Source organism: Streptomyces sp. NPDC001787, from assembly GCF_040297465.1.
Taxonomy (GTDB): domain Bacteria; phylum Actinomycetota; class Actinomycetes; order Streptomycetales; family Streptomycetaceae; genus Streptomyces.
In genome coordinates this window covers 301691-316609 of sequence record NZ_JBEOZE010000004.1, presented here as the reverse complement: position 1 = coordinate 316609, position 14919 = coordinate 301691, and the positions used below count along the sequence as shown (strand labels likewise).

Here is a 14919-nt window from a genome sequence, read left to right as displayed (position 1 = left end):
GGTCTCAGCGCAGGGCCGCGCGGGCCGGGATGGTGGAGGCCCCGAGCCCCAGGAGCACGGTCGCCGCGGCGAACGAGCCGTACAGCATCGGCGGGATGTACGGGGCCTCGCCCGTCAGGCCCTTCATCATCGGGACGAGTGTGGCCAGGGCGATGCCCGTACCGAGGACGATCCCGGCGCCGGTGACCAGCAGGGCCTCCCAGCGGATCATGTCCATGACCTGACGCCGGGTGGAGCCGACGAGGCGGAGCACGGTGAGCTCGCGGCGGCGGGCCAGGACCGTCATGACCAGGGTGTTGACCGCCGCGACCGCGGCGAATCCGCCGAGTACCGCGGCCATGGTGGTGTTGGCCCAGGCGTTCAGCTCCCGCTGCTGGTCCTGCGCGGCGGCGTAGCCGGAGTGGTCGGTGACGGTGCCCAGCGCGGTGAGCGCGCCCGCCGCCTCCGGGGTGGCGCGGACCAGGACGTCGGAGGCGTACGGCGAGGTGACATGGCCCCCGAGGTCGGCCGCGGGCAGGGTGACGAGCGAGATGCCCAGGCCCCGGCCGTAGATGGCGACGACCTTCGGGGACGCCTTGGTGCCGTCCGGGAGACGCAGTGCGAGCCGGTCGCCGGTGGTGACCTTCGCGGAGTTCGCCAGGGTGGTGTCGATGGCGACCGTGCCGGGGCGGAGGGCGCCGAGCGTCCCCGTGCGGACGTCGAGGTCCTGGACCTCGGCGAGGTCGGCGGGTGAGCCGATGACGCCCTGGGCGGACGCGGTGGCCAGCCATCGGTCGCCGCCGCTTCCGCTCGGCACCACGACGGCGGTGCGCAGCAGGCCGACCGCGGTGGACACGCCGGGGGTCGCGGCGGCTCGTCCGGTGGCGTCGGAGGCGAGTCCCGCCGGGGCGGAGACGATGTGGTCGGCGGTGATGCCGTCGCGCCGCTGGTGCTCGACGGCCCGGTTCTCGCTGGTGTGCATGAAGACGAGGGTCGAGGAGAAGGCCATGGCGAGCACGATCGGGGTGATCGCGGAGGCCAGCCGGCGGGCGTTCGCACGGGAGTTGGCGGCGGCCAGTTCCCCGGAGGCGCCCGCGGCGCGCAGCGGGAGGCCGAGGACACCCGCGCAGACCCGGGCGATCAGCGGGCCGAGCAGGGCGACGGCCAGCATGAAGAGCATGACGACGCCGAGCGCGGCGTTGGCGGCGTCGTCGCCTGTCTCAGAGGCGGCGACACCCGCGAGGACGCCCCCGCCGACGAGGGAGAGGATGCCCAGCGGTGTACGGATCCAGCCGAACGGGGCGCCCTCCACGGCGCTCCGGGCCAAGGCCAGGCCCGGCTTGACCTTCGCCGGGCGGCGGGCGGCGAGGTAGCCGGCGAGCAGCGCGGTGAGCACCGTGGTGGCGACGGCGATGCCCAGGGGCAGCGGACCGATGTCGAGCCGTACGGCTTCGGGGATGGCGCCCTTGTCCTTCAGCCGGCCGAACCACCAGTTCGCCAGGGCGATTCCGGGCAGGGTGCCGAGGGCTCCGGCGAGCGGGGCGACGAGGAGGGATTCGGTGGCGATCGTGCGGCGCAGCTGGCGCGGGGTGGCTCCGATGGCGCGCAGCAGGGCGAATTCGCGGCTGCGCTGAGAGACGGAGAGGGCGACCGTACCGGCGGCGGTGAAGACGGCGACCATGGTGGCGACGCCGCCGAAGGAGCCGCCGAGTCCGACGAGCAGTTCCTCGGCGCCCGCGAGGCCGGGGTCCTCGACTCCGCCCCGGTCGTCGCCGGTGTGGACCTTCGCGGAGTGCGCGCCGCCGACGGCCCGGCCGACCTCGTCGGCGAGGGTGTCGGGGGTGGTGCCGGGGGCGGCGAGTACGGCGATGGCGTCGACCTTGCCGGGGTGGCCGGAGACGGCGTCGGCCTGCCGGTCGGCGAACCAGAGGGTGGCGGCGGTGCCGGTGGTGCCCGAGACGCGGAACTCGCGTGCGCCGGCCGGGGTGTCCAGGGTGACGGTGTCGCCGATCCGGCCCGCGATGCCGGTGCCGATGACGACCTCGCCGCTCCCCGGCGCGTCGCCGGTGACCAGTTCCGTACCGGTGAACGCGGTGGATCCCCAGCCGTGGGCGGTGAGGGGGGTGCGGTCCTGGTGCACCGGGAAGGTGAGGTCGCCGATCGCGGCGGCGGCTCCGGGGGCCGCCGCGGCCTTCTTCACGAGGGATGCGGGCAGCCGTGCGGTGTCCGGGAGCACGGCGGTCGCCTCGTAGGCCTCCTCGCCGCTGCCGGACGTCATGCGGGCCTGCTGGTCGGCGGCGACGAGGACGGGGGCCCTGGCGTAGCGGTCGGCGGGGACCGAGGCGGTGATGCCGGTCTGGAGCAGGATGCCGCACGCGGAGACGATCGCTGCGGCCATCAGGAGCGCGACGAAGGTCCCGGCGAACGAGGAGGGCCGGAAGCGGACGGCCGCGCGGGCCAGGCCGTTCGGGAGGTGCGGGGTGAACATCAGGCCGCCGCTCCGGCGTGGGCGTGCGCGGGGGCGGGGGCCGTGAGGGCGGTCATCCGGGCCGCGATCCGCTCGGCCGTGGCGTGCGGCAGGCTGTCCGCGATCTCTCCGTCGGCGAGGAAGAGCACCCGGTCGGCCCAGGCGGCGGCGGCCGGGTCGTGGGTGACCATGACGACGGTCGCGCCGAGGCTGTCCACGGCGTGCCGGAGCAGGGCGAGGATCTCGGCGGCGGTGGTGGTGTCGAGGGCGCCGGTCGGCTCGTCGGCGAAGACCACGTCGGGCCGGGTGACCAGGGCGCGGGCGATGGCGACGCGCTGCTGCTGGCCGCCGGAGAGCTGGCCGGGGCGGCGATCGCCCTTGTCGCCGAGGCCGACGCGGGTGAGCATGTCGGCGGCGCTGCGGCGGGCCGCGGCGGAACCGGTGCGCCGTCCGTCGAGGCGCATGGGCAGCACGATGTTCTGTTCGACCGTCAGGGACGGCAGCAGGTTGAAGGCCTGGAAGACGAAGCCGAGGCGGCTGCGGCGCAGTTCGGTGAGCTTGTTCTCGCTCATGCCGGTGATCTCGGTGCCGCCGAGGCGTACGGATCCCTCGGTGGGGCGGTCGAGTCCGGCCGCACACTGGAGGAAGGTCGACTTCCCGGAGCCGGAGGGGCCCATCACGGCGGTGAAGCTGCCGCGCGGGAGCGTGAGGTCGATGCCGCGCAGGGCGTGGACGGTGGCGGAGCCCCGCCCGTACTGCCGCCGGACGCCGCGCAGTTCGACGGCCGCGTCGGAACGGGCGTGCTCCCCGCGCTCCCCGTACTCCGCGCGCTCCCCGTACTCCCCGAGGCCGTCCTGCGGGCCTCGTACGGCCTGCGAGCTCCGCGCCCCCCGCGAGCTCCGGTCCTCCCGCGAGCCCTGCGCGATGCGCTTCGTGCGTCGCAGCCCCATGGTGTGTGTCCTTCCGTCGCCACGTCCGAATCGATGCCTCGAACGTACGGATCACGGGGTGTCACCGGCCATGGCGGCTCCCGGTGGACCGGGGGTGGGGATTGCCCCACCCCCGGCGGATTCGACCAGGGCATAGTTGCGACGTCAATCGTTCGGTAAACTAATTACTGACGCATCCTTGACGCGCTCTTGACCTAACGAAGGACCAAGCTCATCGGACACGCAGACACGCTCATAGCCATGGGCGGCGCCTTCCTGGCCGCCGCCGTCCTCGCCCGTGTCGGCGGCCGCATCGGCCTGCCGACGATTCCCCTGTTCATCCTGGCCGGGATTCTGCTCGGCCCGCACACCCCCGGCATCGTTCTCGTCGCCGACCCGCACGAGCTGGAGATGCTCTCCGCACTCGGCCTCGTGCTGCTGCTCTTCTATCTGGGACTTGAGTTCCACCTCGACGACCTCAAAGCGGGCGGGCGCAAGATGGCGCTCGCCGGCGGCGCCTATCTCGCCCTGAACGTCGGCGCGGGACTCGGCTTCGGGTTCGCGCTGGGCTGGGGCACCTCCGAGGCGCTGGTCCTCGCCGGGGTGCTCGGCATCTCGTCCTCCGCCATCGTCACCAAGGTCCTCGTCGACCTGGGACGCATCGGCAATCCGGAGACCAAGCCGATCCTCGGCATCATCGTCGTCGAGGATGTCTTCCTCGCCCTGTACCTGGCGGCGCTCCAGCCGATCCTGTCCGGTGCGGACAGCCTCTCGGCCGCGGTCGTCGACGGCGGCAAGGCCTTCGGCTTCCTGCTGCTCCTCGCCCTGGCGGCCCGTTTCGGTACCAAGGTCGTCTCCAAGCTGATCAACACCAAGGACGACGAACTCCTCGTCATCTCCTTCCTCGGTGCCGCGGTCTTCGTCGCCGGGGTCTCCGAGTGGTTCGGTGTGGCCGACGCCATCGGCGCGTTCATGGTCGGCCTGATGCTCGGCAGCACGACCTCGGGCGGCCGGATACTCAAGCTGGTCCACCCGCTGCGGGACGCCTTCGGGGCGATCTTCTTCTTCGCCTTCGGGCTCTCCATCAACCCGGGCGATCTGCCGAGCGTGGTGTGGCCGGTGCTGGCGGCTGTCGCGGTGACCGTGGCGATGAACGTGTTCGCGGGGCTCGCCGCCGCCAAGGTGTACTCCTTCGGGGCGCAGGCGACGGCGAACATCTCCACCACCCTGCTGGCCCGGGGCGAGTTCGCCCTGATCCTGGCCACGATGGCGGCGGGCGCCGGTCTGGACGAACGGCTCTCCCCGTTCATCGCGGGCTATGTGCTCGTCCTCGCCGTCCTCGCCCCGCTCGCCGCCGGACGCTCGCACTGGCTGGCCCGGATTCTGCCCGGCGGGCGGACCGGGAGCCGGGGCGGCGGCGCGGACGGCGCCGGAGGCGGCGACGGGAACGGGGATCCGAATCCGGGCAAGGTTCCGGTCACCGCCTGAGACGAACGCGCGGGGCACCCCGATTGGGCACCTTCCGGTGACGGGGCGCCCCGCGTTGACGCCCGTACGGTATGGCCGGTTTTGCGTACGGTTCACGGACGGGGCCGCGCACTGGCCCGCGGTGTTCGGATCAGGCGCGGCGGGACAGCAGGAGCAGCGCGCGGTCGTCGTTGACGTCCTTCGCGCAGGCCTCGATCAGATGCCAGGCGGCACCCTCGAAGCCGGTGGTGACATAGCGGTCGGCCTCACCGGTCAGCCGGTCGATGCCCTCGGCGATGTCCCGGTCGGACGCCTCCACCAGCCCGTCGGTGAACAGCATCAGTACGTCCCCGGGGGCCAGCGAGCCCTTCACCGCGTCGAACTCCGCCCCGTCGTACACCCCGAGCAGGGGCCCCTCGGCGGCCTTCTCCTCCCAGTGGCCGCTGCCCGCGTGCAGCTGAAGGGCGGGCGGATGGCCGGCCGAGAGGATCTCGTAGTCGCCGGACTCCAGGTCCAGCACCAGATGGATCGAGGTCGCGAACCCCTCGTCCCAGTCCTGGCGCAGCAGATAGCCGTTGGCCGCGGGGAGGAAGGCGTGCGGCGGCAGCGAGCCGAGGAGCCCGCCGAAGGCGCCGGACAGCAGCAGGGCCCGGGAGCCCGCGTCCATGCCCTTGCCGGAGACATCGGTGAGTACGGCCTCCAGGGTGCGTCCGCCGTTGGTGCGCGCCGCGACGACGAAGTCACCGGAGAAGGACTGGCCGCCCGCCGGGCGCAGCGCCATCTCGCGGTGCCAGCCCTGCGGCAGCCGGGGCAGGGCGCTCTGGACCCGGATGCGTTCGCGCAGGTCGAAGAGCATCGTGCCGCCGCGCCGCCACGGCACCCCGACGCGGGCCCGGAACTGCGCGAGGACCAGCCCGAAGAACCCGCACGCCGCGACCACCAGGACGGTGCCCGGGGTGACCCGGGACAGGCCGTCCTCGTACGGTCCGAGCGTGAGGGCCTCCACGATCAGGGCGCCGGCGGCCGTGGCGTACAGGCCCAGCAGGCTGGCGGGCCGCAGCAGCAGTCCGCCCGCGACGATCGGCAGGACGAGCGCGGCGGGGGCGAACCACACGGGGTTCAGCACCGTGGCGCAGGTGATCGCCGGAATCGTCAGCAGCAGGCCGACGAGGGCGATCCAGTCGGAGCCGTCGCCCCGGAAGTAGTCGACCCCGGATTTGCGCAGCGCGACGCGGGCCCGGTGCGCGGACTTCCGCCATCGGGCCAGGTACGCGTCCACTGCTCCGCGACGGGCCATTGCGGGGACTTTATCCACCCGGCCGCCTCCGGTGCAGGGGGACCCCGGTGACAATGCGTTCGAAATCGGGTCGCTCGCCCGTCGCGCCCCTGATAGGCATGGCATATGACAACAGAACTCCGGGTATTGCGACCTTCCGAATGGGACGGCTGGTTCAGCTGTCTGGAGCGTGGCTTCGGCGCCGTGCCCTCCGCACCGGAGTCCCGGGAACTCTGGCTCTCCCTCGCCGAGTACGAGCGGTTCCTCGGGCTGTGGGACGGCGCCGACTGTGTGGGGACGACCGGGGCGTACAGCTTCCGGCTGACCGTTCCGGGCGGGGCGGCCGTGCCCGCCGCCGGGGTCACGGCCGTGAGCGTCGCCGCGACGCACCGCAGACGCGGAGCGCTCACCGGGATGATGCGGCGCCAGCTCGACGACGTCCGTTCCTGGGGTGAGCCGCTGGCCGTGCTGACGGCTTCGGAACCCGCGATCTACGGGCGCTTCGGCTACGGGGCCGCCGCCCGGGAGATGCGCCTGGACATCGAGACCTCCCTCGTGCGGCTCGACCGGCCGGCCGGTTCGGACGAGGTCCGGCTGCGGTACGCGGACCCGGTGAAGGCCCTGGCCGCCTGCGAGGCGGTGTACGCGCGGCTGGCGCCGGGGCGCCCGGGGACTCCCGTGCGGATGCCGAACTGGGACCGTGCGGCGGTGGTCGACCCCGAGCGGGATCGGTCGGGTGCCTCGCCGTTGCAGTGCGTGCTGGCGGAGCGGGACGGCGAGGTCGTCGGGTACGCCACCTTCCGCACCAAGCCCGACTGGGGCACGACCGGGCCCCGCGGCACGGTGACGGTGCGGGATCTGGGGGCGCTCGACCCCGCCTCGTACGCCTCGCTGTGGCGTTTCCTCTTCGACATCGACCTGATGGCGAGGGTCGAGTGCGACAACCGGCCCGCGGACGACGCGCTCCTGCACCTCGTGGACGATGTCCGGCGCTGCGACGTACGCGTGCTGGACGGGCTGTACGTCCGGCTGGTGGACGTGGGCGCGGCCCTGGAGGCGCGGACCTACCGGACGCCGGTGGACGTGGTGCTGGAGGTCGAGGACGCGTTCTGCCCCTGGAACGCGGGGCGTTGGCGCCTCACCGCGGACAGCGAGGGCGGGGCCACGTGCCGGCGGACGGAGGACGGGGCCGATCTGGCGCTCTCGGTGCGGGAGTTGGGGTCGGCGTACCTGGGCGGGGTGTCGCTGGCCTCGCTCGCGGCGGCCGGGCGGGTGCGGGAGCTGCGGCCGGGGGCGCTGGCGGAGGCCGGGGCGGCGTTCTCCTGGGACGTGGAGCCGTGGCTGCCGCACGGGTTCTGAGCCGTCGGTTCTGAGCCGTCGGTTCTGAGCCGTGGGTTCTGAGCCGTGGGGCAGCCGGTCCTGGCGGGCCCGGCGGGCCGGCCGGCAGACCTCCGCCGGGCGGCTCGTCCCGGCGGGCCCGGCGGGCCGGCCGGGAGACCTCAGCGGGCCGGCTGGCAGACCGGGCACCAGAAGAGGTTGCGGGCCGCCAGCGGGGCCGTGCGGATCTCGGTGTGGCAGATGTGGCAGGGCTGGTGCGTGCGGCGGTACACGTAGACCTCGCCGCCGTGGTCGTCCACCCGGGGCGCGCGGCCCATCGCCTCGGGCAGGTGCTCGGGGCGGACCGTGTCGATCCGGTTGTTCCGTACGCCCTCCCGCATCAGCATCGCGAGGTCGGCCCAGATCGCGTCCCACTCCTCGCGGGTGAGGTCCCTGCCGGGGCGGTACGGGTCGATGCCGTGCCGGAACAGGACCTCGGCGCGGTACACATTGCCGACGCCCGCGACGACCTTCTGGTCCATCAGGAGGGCCGCGACGGTGATCCGGCTGCGGGAGATCCGCTGCCAGGCCCGCTCGCCGTCCTCGTCGGTGCGCAGCGGGTCCGGGCCGAGGCGGTCGTGTATCGCGCGCTTCTCGGGCTCGGTGATCAGGGCGCAGGTGGTGGGCCCGCGCAGATCGGCGTGGTGGTCCTCGTTGACCAGGCGCAGCCGCACGGTGTCGGTGGGCGGCGGGGCAGGGGCCGTACCGAAGCCGAGCTTGCCGAACAGCCCGAGGTGGATGTGGACCCAGCCGGTGTCCCCGAAGCCGAGGAAGAGGTGCTTGCCATGGGCGTCCACCGCGTCCAGCACGTGCCCGTCCAGCAGCGCGGCGCTGTCGGAGAACTTGCCCTGCGGGCTGCTCACCCGTACCGGCCGCCCGGCGAATCTGTCCCGGTGGTCCGCGGCGAGACGATGGATCGTGTGTCCCTCGGGCACGGTCGGCTCCCTGTGCGATGCGGTGCTGTGCGATGCGGTGCGTGACGTCGGCGGTCGTGACGTCGGCGGTCGTGACGTCGGCGGTCGTGGAACGGCCGTGCCGCCGGGCGGACCCGGCGGCACGGTGACGTGGTGGGGCGGCGCGGGCCTGGTCAGCCCTGCTGCGGGTGGTGGGCCGGGATCGGGGGGAGCTCGCCCGTGCTCTCGTACGCCGACAGCATCTCGATGCGGCGCGTGTGACGCTCCTCGTTCGAGTACGGGGTGCTGAGGAAGATCTCGACGAACTTGGTGGACTCCTCCACCGTGTGCATCCGGCCGCCGATGGCGACGACGTTGGCGTTGTTGTGCTCGCGGCCGAGCGCGGCGGTCTGCTCGCTCCAGGCCAGTGCGGCGCGGACGCCCTTGACCTTGTTGGCGGCGATCTGCTCGCCGTTGCCGGAGCCGCCGATCACGATGCCCAGGCTGTCCGGGTCCGCGGCCGTCTTCTCGGCGGCACGCAGGCAGAACGGCGGGTAGTCGTCCTGGGCGTCATAGATGTGGGGCCCGCAGTCGACGGCCTCGTGGCCGTGGGCCTGGAGCCATTCGACGAGGTGGTTCTTGAGTTCGTAACCGGCATGGTCCGATCCGAGGTACACGCGCATGGCACGAAGTGTGGCACGAACATCGCGGGGTAGCCGTCAGCGGGGTCGGGACCCTCCAGGGCGCCGGTGTGGGCAGGACCACTCGGGCAACGATCCGGTCAACGTTCCGGAATCAAGGGTTCCGCTTTGGACAGGTCCCGGGCTTGAATGCGTGGCCTCGCCTCCGCACCCCCACGCGGAGCGGGAGCCGACCCGCGTGACCGCAAACGTAAGGATCCGTTCCATGACGTCGCAGACGACGACGGCGAAGCCGGGCCGGCAGCCCGGTGAGCCGGAGCAGCCGGAATCCCCCCACGGGCTCCAGGCCGGTCTGAAGAACCGCCACCTCTCGATGATCGCGATCGGCGGGGTGATCGGCGCGGGCCTGTTCGTGGGCTCCGGCGCGGGCATCGCCGCAGCCGGTCCGGCCATCCTCCTCTCGTACGCGCTGGTCGGCCTGATGGTCGTCTTCGTGATGCGGATGCTGGGCGAGATGGCCGCCGCCCGGCCGAGCTCCGGCTCGTTCTCCGCCTATGCCGACCAGGCGCTGGGCCGCTGGGCCGGCTTCTCGATCGGCTGGCTGTACTGGTTCTTCTGGGTCGTGGTGCTCGCCGTCGAGGCGACGGCCGGTGCCAAGATCCTGGAGAGCTGGATCCCCGGTGTGCCGCAGTGGGCCTGGGCACTGATCGTGATGCTCGTGCTCACCGCGACGAACCTGGTCTCGGTCGGTTCGTACGGCGAGTTCGAGTTCTGGTTCGCCGGGATCAAGGTCGTGGCGATCGGCGCCTTCGTGGTCGTCGGTCTGCTCGCCGTCTTCGGCCTGCTGCCGGGGTCGGACAACCCGGGGTCGGGGTTCGCGCATCTCACCGACAGCGGAGGGTTCTTCCCCGAGGGGCCCGGCGCCGTCCTCACCGGTGTGCTGATGGTCGTCTTCTCCTTCATGGGCAGCGAGATCGTGACCCTGGCGGCCGGTGAGTCCCAGGACCCGCAGCGGGCCGTGTCCAGGGCGACCAACAGCGTGATCTGGCGGATCGCGGTCTTCTACCTCGGCTCGATCCTCGTCGTGCTGACCCTGCTGCCGTGGAACGACCCGTCGATCGTCGAGGAGGGTTCGTACGTCGCCGCCCTCAACTCCATCGGCATCCCGCACGCCGGCCAGGTCATGGACGTCATCGTGCTGACGGCCGTGCTGTCCTGCCTGAACTCCGGCCTCTACACCGCCTCCCGGATGGCGTTCTCCCTCGGCGGCCGGGGGGACGCGCCGAAGGCCTTCGCCCGGGTGAACAAGCGCGGAGTGCCGCAGGCGGCGATCCTGTCCTCCGTGGTGTTCGGCTTCGTCGCGGTGTTCTTCAACTACCAGTGGCCCGACAGCGTCTTCCAGTTCCTGCTGAACTCCTCGGGCGCCGTCGCCCTGTTCGTCTGGCTGGTCATCTGCTTCACGCAGCTGCGGATGCGCGGGATCATCCTGCGCGAGTCCCCGGAGAAGCTCGTCGTACGGATGTGGCTGTTCCCGTATCTGACCTGGGCGACGATCGCGATGATCTCCTTCGTCCTCGTCTACATGCTGACCGACGACACCGGACGCGAACAGGTGCTGCTCTCCCTGCTGGTCGCGGCGCTGGTGGTGGCGATCTCGCTGGTACGGGACCGGCGTGGCCGCAGGACCGCGAAGGTGCCGGCCGGCAGGTGAACCGACAGCCGGCGGCCGGTGCCGGGTCCGTCGCCGCGGTGGCCGCGCCTGGTTGCCGCGGCGACGGACCGCGGCGGTGACCGCCGACGGGCGGCGGACAGCTCCCGGACACGCGAAAGGCTCGCCGGTCGGGTTTCCCCGTACGACCGGCGAGCCTTTCGCGGGGGCCGTCGAAGCGGCCCGGGGACGTCAGCCCCGACGCCCGATGAGCTTCCAGGACGCGGGCAGCGCGCCCATGGCCAGCGCCGCCTTGAGGGCGTCGCCGATCAGGAACGGCACCAGACCCGCCGCGACGGCGGCGCTCATCGACATCCCGGTGGAGAGCGCGAGGTACGGCACGCCGACCGCGTAGATGATCAGCGAGCCGACCGCCATCGTGCCCGCGGTGCGCAGCACGGAGCGGTCGCCGCCGCGCCGGGCGAGGCCGCCGACCACGGTGGCGGCGAGCAGCATGCCGAGCACATAGCCGAACGAGGCGCCGCCCGGTCCGGAGGTGCCCTCGGAGAACCACGGCATGCCGGCCATGCCGACGAGCGCGTACAGGGCGAGCGAGAGGAAGCCGCGGCGGGCGCCGAGCGCGGTGCCGATGAGGAGCGCCGCGAAGGTCTGGCCGGTGACGGGGACCGGGGAGCCGGGGACCGGGACGGCGATCTGGGCCGCGATGCCGGTGAGGGCGGCGCCGCCCACGACCAGGGCCGTGTCGACGGCGTAGCGGTGCCGGGCTGCGGGCAGCAGATCGGCGAGGACCGCTCCGGAACGGACGGGGGCGACAGCAGTGCTCATCGGGACTCCGCGGGTGAGGGCAGGCAGTGGGTGCAGGCCGGGTGGACGCGAACACGGTGGGTGCCCGCGTGCTGAGGACACCGGGGCGGGAACACCGGCGTGGGAACGCCGGGGTGGCACAGCCGGGGTGGAACAGCAGGGTGGAGACAGACTGCAGTTGACGTTAGCCCACCGGTTAACGCTCGATCACCGTCAGCCGCCCACAAAGCGGCGGGCGAGCCCGTGGTGGGATTCGCACAAAGACCGGCACACAATCATCCGTCGGCGTGAGACTTGTCACGGAGGCAGGGGCGGAGCGGGCACTGTTCGCCGGGCGAGGTCGTGCGGCGTGAGACTGTAGGTTCCCCATAAGACCGACCGGGTCGGTCTGACTGATCCGAGAGTGACCCGCACCCCATGCACGAAGTGCCTCCCCCCACGCACTCCCCCGCACCCGCCGAGCCGCTCGCCCACGGTCTGAAGCAGCGGCATCTGACGATGCTCGGCCTGGGCGGGGTGATCGGGGCCGGGCTGTTCGTCGGTTCCGGCGCCGGGATCGCGGTGGCGGGCCCGGCCATCGTCGTCTCGTACCTCATCGCGGGGGCGCTCGCGATGCTGGTGATGCGGATGCTCGGCGAGATGTCGGCCGCCATGCCCGCGTCCGGTTCGTTCTCCGTGCACGCGGAACGGGCGCTCGGCCGCTGGGCCGGTTTCAGCGCCGGGTGGCTCTACTGGTTCCTGCTCGTGGTGGTCCTCGCCGTGGAGGCGACGGCCGCCGCGCAGATCGCCCACGGCTGGGTGCCGGGGATGGAACCGTGGGCCTGGGTACTGGTGTTCATGGTGGTGTTCACCGTGGCCAACCTGACCGCCGTGAAGAACTTCGGCGAGTTCGAGTTCTGGTTCGCCGCCCTCAAGGTCGGCGCCATCGTGCTGTTCCTGGTGCTGGGCCTGCTGGCGGTCTTCGGGCTGCTCCCGGACACCGATCCGGTCGGGATGACCAACCTCACCGGGCAGGGCGGATTCCTGCCGCACGGCTGGGACGGGGTGGTCTCCGGCGTACTGACCGTGGTCTTCGCCTTCGGCGGTCTGGAGGTCGTGACCATCGCGGCGGCCGAGACCGACGATCCGGCGCGGGCGGTCGGGCGCGCGGTGCGCAGCGCGGTGGTGCGCATCCTCTTCTTCTACGTCGGCTCGATGCTGGTGATCGTGACCGTGCTGCCGTGGACCGCGCAGCAGGCCGGGCTCAGCCCGTATGTGAAGGTTCTCGACGCGATCGGGGTGCCCTCGGCGGCGCAGATCATGAACATCGTGGTGTTCGTGGCGCTCCTCTCCGCGCTGAACGCCAATCTGTACGGATCCTCGCGGATGATCTTCTCGCTGGCCGAGCGCGGCGAGGCACCGCGCGGGCTGCTCAAGGTGTCGGGCGGCGGCGATACGTCAGGCGGCGGAGGTACGAGCGGCGGAGGCACGGGCGGCGGTGTGCCCCGGCGCGCGGTGCTGGCGTCGGTCGCCTTCGGCTTCGTGTCCGTCCTGCTCAATCTGCTGTGGCCGGACACGGTCTTCCTCTACATGCTCAACTCGGTCGGCGCGGTGCTGCTGTTCGTCTGGGCCATGATCGCCGCCTCGCAACTGCGGCTGCGCCCCCGGATCGAGCGCGAGGCCCCGGCGGCGCTGACGCTGCGGATGTGGTGCTTCCCGTATCTGACCTGGCTGACGCTGTTCGGGCTGTTCGGCGTCCTGCTGCTGATGCTGACGGACAGCTCCACCCGCCCACAGGTGCTGTGGTCGGGCGGGGCGACGGCTCTGGTGCTGCTGGTGTCCGTGGTGCGGGAGTACAGAGTCCGGCCGGAGGGTCCGGAAGTTACTCGGAAGTAGGCACGTGCGCACCTTGTGTGAGCCTCGTGACCGTATAGCGGACAGCGGTTCCCTGTGAGCGGCGCCCGTGCTCAGACTGTGGGCTCGTCCACGTCTCACCTACCGAACTGAGCCCGTCCATGCCTCGGACCTCCGCGTCTCCCCCCACCGCTGACTCCGCAGCCACCGGCACCGTATCGGCCGACTCCGCGCTCACCCATGGCCTCAAGCAGCGCCACCTCTCGATGATCGCCCTGGGCGGGGTCATCGGGGCCGGGCTGTTCGTCGGCTCGGGCGCGGGTATCGCCGCCGCCGGGCCCTCGATCGTCATCGCCTACGGGATCTCCGGGCTGCTGGTGATGTTCGTGATGCGCATGCTCGGCGAGATGTCCGCCGCCAATCCGGCCTCCGGCTCCTTCTCCGTCCACGCGGAACGCGCGATCGGCCCCTGGGCGGGCTTCACCGCCGGGTGGGCCTTCTGGGTGCTCCTGTGCGTGGCCGTGGGGCTGGAGGGCATCGGCGCCGCGAAGATCGTCACCGGCTGGCTGCCCGGCACCCCGGAATGGGCCTGGGTCGCGCTGTTCATGGTGATGTTCCTCGGGACGAACCTGGCCGCCGTGAAGAAGTTCGGCGAGTTCGAGTTCTGGTTCGCCGCGCTGAAGGTCGTCGCGATCACGCTCTTCCTGGTCCTCGGCGTACTGGCGATCCTCGGGGTGCTGCCCGGCACGGACGCGCCCGGCACCTCCAACCTCACGGGCGACGGCGGCTTCCTGCCCAACGGCTCCAACGGCTTCATCATCGGGCTGCTCGCCTCCGTCTTCGCCTACGGGGGTCTGGAGACCGTCACCATCGCGGCGGCCGAGTCCGAGAACCCGGTGCAGGGCGTCGCGAAGGCCGTGCGGACGGCGATGTGGCGCATCGCGGTGTTCTACGTCGGCTCCATGGCGGTCATCGTCACCCTCGTGCCGTGGGACGACCCGAAGGTCGTCGAGGTCGGCCCGTTCTACGCGGCGCTGGACCACCTCGGCATCAGCGGCGCCGCGGAGATCATGAACGTGGTCATCCTGGTGGCCCTGCTCTCCGCGATGAACGCCAACATCTACGGCGCTTCGCGCATGGCCTGCTCGCTCGTCGCACGCGGCCAGGGCCCCAAGCGGCTCGGCCGGATCTCCTCCGGGGTGCCGCGCACCGCCGTGCTCGTCTCCTCCGTCTTCGGCTTCCTGTGCGTGCTGCTCAGCTACTGGCGGCCGGACGACGTCTTCCCGTGGCTGCTCAACATGATCGGCGCGGTGATCCTGGTGGTGTGGATCTTCATCGCCGTCTCGCAGCTGATCCTGCGCACCCGGCTGGAGCGCGAGGAGCCCCAGAAGCTGGTGGTGCGGATGTGGCTGTTCCCCGTGGGGACGATCGTCGCGCTGGCCGCGATGGCCGGGATCTTCCTGCTGATGCTGCGGCAGCCGGACACCCGTGATCAGCTGCTCGCCACGGGTGCGCTGACCGCCGTACTGATCGTCGTGGGGATGCTGCGGCAGCGGCGGGCCGCGGCGGACACCGCCCGATAAA

General features: G+C 72.1%; 11 protein-coding genes. 5 read left to right on the top strand and 6 right to left on the bottom strand.

Features of this window, described 5'->3' with window-relative positions:
* Positions 1-4: 4 nt before the first annotated feature.
* Entirely contained in the window at positions 5-2467 is a 2463-nt protein-coding gene (locus ABT170_RS08220; protein ID WP_351865093.1) for an ABC transporter permease, read from the bottom strand.
* Positions 2467-3396, bottom strand: coding sequence for an ABC transporter ATP-binding protein (locus tag ABT170_RS08215; RefSeq protein WP_351865090.1), 930 nt, complete (start codon positions 3394-3396; stop codon positions 2467-2469). The genes ABT170_RS08220 and ABT170_RS08215 overlap by 1 nt, the downstream gene beginning before the upstream one ends.
* A 240-nt stretch (positions 3397-3636) precedes the next feature.
* On the opposite strand from ABT170_RS08215, the gene ABT170_RS08210 reads away from it, so the two are divergent.
* Positions 3637-4863 carry a cation:proton antiporter gene (locus tag ABT170_RS08210; protein WP_329944021.1) on the top strand — a complete coding sequence of 409 codons (1227 nt, stop codon included), beginning with the start codon at positions 3637-3639 and terminating at the stop codon, positions 4861-4863.
* A 130-nt stretch (positions 4864-4993) separates the two neighbouring features.
* Here the strand turns inward: ABT170_RS08210 and ABT170_RS08205 are convergent, their stop codons facing one another.
* A complete protein-coding gene (locus tag ABT170_RS08205) occupies positions 4994-6139 on the bottom strand; it encodes a SpoIIE family protein phosphatase (RefSeq protein WP_329944022.1) in 1146 nt (381 codons plus the stop codon).
* 105 nt (positions 6140-6244) lie between these two features.
* On the opposite strand from ABT170_RS08205, the gene ABT170_RS08200 reads away from it, so the two are divergent.
* Positions 6245-7477 carry a GNAT family N-acetyltransferase gene (locus tag ABT170_RS08200; RefSeq protein WP_329944023.1) on the top strand — a complete coding sequence of 411 codons (1233 nt, stop codon included), beginning with the start codon at positions 6245-6247 and terminating at the stop codon, positions 7475-7477.
* Positions 7478-7617: 140 nt separating this feature from the next.
* Here ABT170_RS08200 and ABT170_RS08195 read toward each other — a convergent pair whose 3' ends face one another.
* Together ABT170_RS08195 and ABT170_RS08190 are read right to left on the bottom strand one after the other, a co-directional pair.
* Entirely contained in the window at positions 7618-8430 is an 813-nt protein-coding gene (locus ABT170_RS08195; RefSeq protein ID WP_329944024.1) for an Fpg/Nei family DNA glycosylase, read from the bottom strand.
* 152 nt (positions 8431-8582) lie between these two features.
* Positions 8583-9071, bottom strand: coding sequence for a ribose-5-phosphate isomerase (locus tag ABT170_RS08190; RefSeq protein WP_329944025.1), 489 nt, complete (start codon positions 9069-9071; stop codon positions 8583-8585).
* Positions 9072-9294: 223 nt separating this feature from the next.
* On the opposite strand from ABT170_RS08190, the gene ABT170_RS08185 reads away from it, so the two are divergent.
* Complete coding sequence (locus tag ABT170_RS08185) at positions 9295-10740, top strand: amino acid permease (RefSeq protein ID WP_329944026.1); 1446 nt, start codon at positions 9295-9297, stop codon at positions 10738-10740.
* A gap of 189 nt (positions 10741-10929) precedes the next feature.
* On the opposite strand, the gene ABT170_RS08180 is transcribed toward ABT170_RS08185, so the two are convergent.
* Positions 10930-11523 carry a biotin transporter BioY gene (locus ABT170_RS08180; RefSeq protein ID WP_266930664.1) on the bottom strand — a complete coding sequence of 198 codons (594 nt, stop codon included), beginning with the start codon at positions 11521-11523 and terminating at the stop codon, positions 10930-10932.
* A gap of 396 nt (positions 11524-11919) precedes the next feature.
* Here ABT170_RS08180 and ABT170_RS08175 point away from each other — a divergent pair, with 396 nt between their 5' ends.
* Positions 11920-13377 carry an amino acid permease gene (locus ABT170_RS08175; RefSeq protein ID WP_329944027.1) on the top strand — a complete coding sequence of 486 codons (1458 nt, stop codon included), beginning with the start codon at positions 11920-11922 and terminating at the stop codon, positions 13375-13377.
* A 119-nt stretch (positions 13378-13496) separates the two neighbouring features.
* Positions 13497-14918, top strand: a complete 1422-nt coding sequence (locus tag ABT170_RS08170) for an amino acid permease (protein ID WP_329944028.1) — start codon at positions 13497-13499, stop codon at positions 14916-14918.
* Position 14919 lies beyond the last annotated feature (1 nt).

Bases quoted from the DNA above. Each gene is read 5' to 3' on its own strand.
- ABT170_RS08175 (WP_329944027.1), top strand. From the start codon at position 11,920: ATGCACGAAGTGCCTCCCCCCACGCACTCCCCCGCACCCGCCGAGCCG.
- ABT170_RS08210 (WP_329944021.1), top strand. From the start codon at position 3,637: ATGGGCGGCGCCTTCCTGGCCGCCGCCGTCCTCGCCCGTGTCGGCGGC.
- ABT170_RS08185 (WP_329944026.1), top strand. From the start codon at position 9,295: ATGACGTCGCAGACGACGACGGCGAAGCCGGGCCGGCAGCCCGGTGAG.
- ABT170_RS08205 (WP_329944022.1), bottom strand. From the start codon at position 6,139: ATGGCCCGTCGCGGAGCAGTGGACGCGTACCTGGCCCGATGGCGGAAG.
- ABT170_RS08220 (WP_351865093.1), bottom strand. From the start codon at position 2,467: ATGTTCACCCCGCACCTCCCGAACGGCCTGGCCCGCGCGGCCGTCCGC.
- ABT170_RS08200 (WP_329944023.1), top strand. From the start codon at position 6,245: ATGACAACAGAACTCCGGGTATTGCGACCTTCCGAATGGGACGGCTGG.
- ABT170_RS08170 (WP_329944028.1), top strand. From the start codon at position 13,497: ATGCCTCGGACCTCCGCGTCTCCCCCCACCGCTGACTCCGCAGCCACC.
- ABT170_RS08215 (WP_351865090.1), bottom strand. From the start codon at position 3,396: ATGGGGCTGCGACGCACGAAGCGCATCGCGCAGGGCTCGCGGGAGGAC.
- ABT170_RS08180 (WP_266930664.1), bottom strand. From the start codon at position 11,523: ATGAGCACTGCTGTCGCCCCCGTCCGTTCCGGAGCGGTCCTCGCCGAT.
- ABT170_RS08190 (WP_329944025.1), bottom strand. From the start codon at position 9,071: ATGCGCGTGTACCTCGGATCGGACCATGCCGGTTACGAACTCAAGAAC.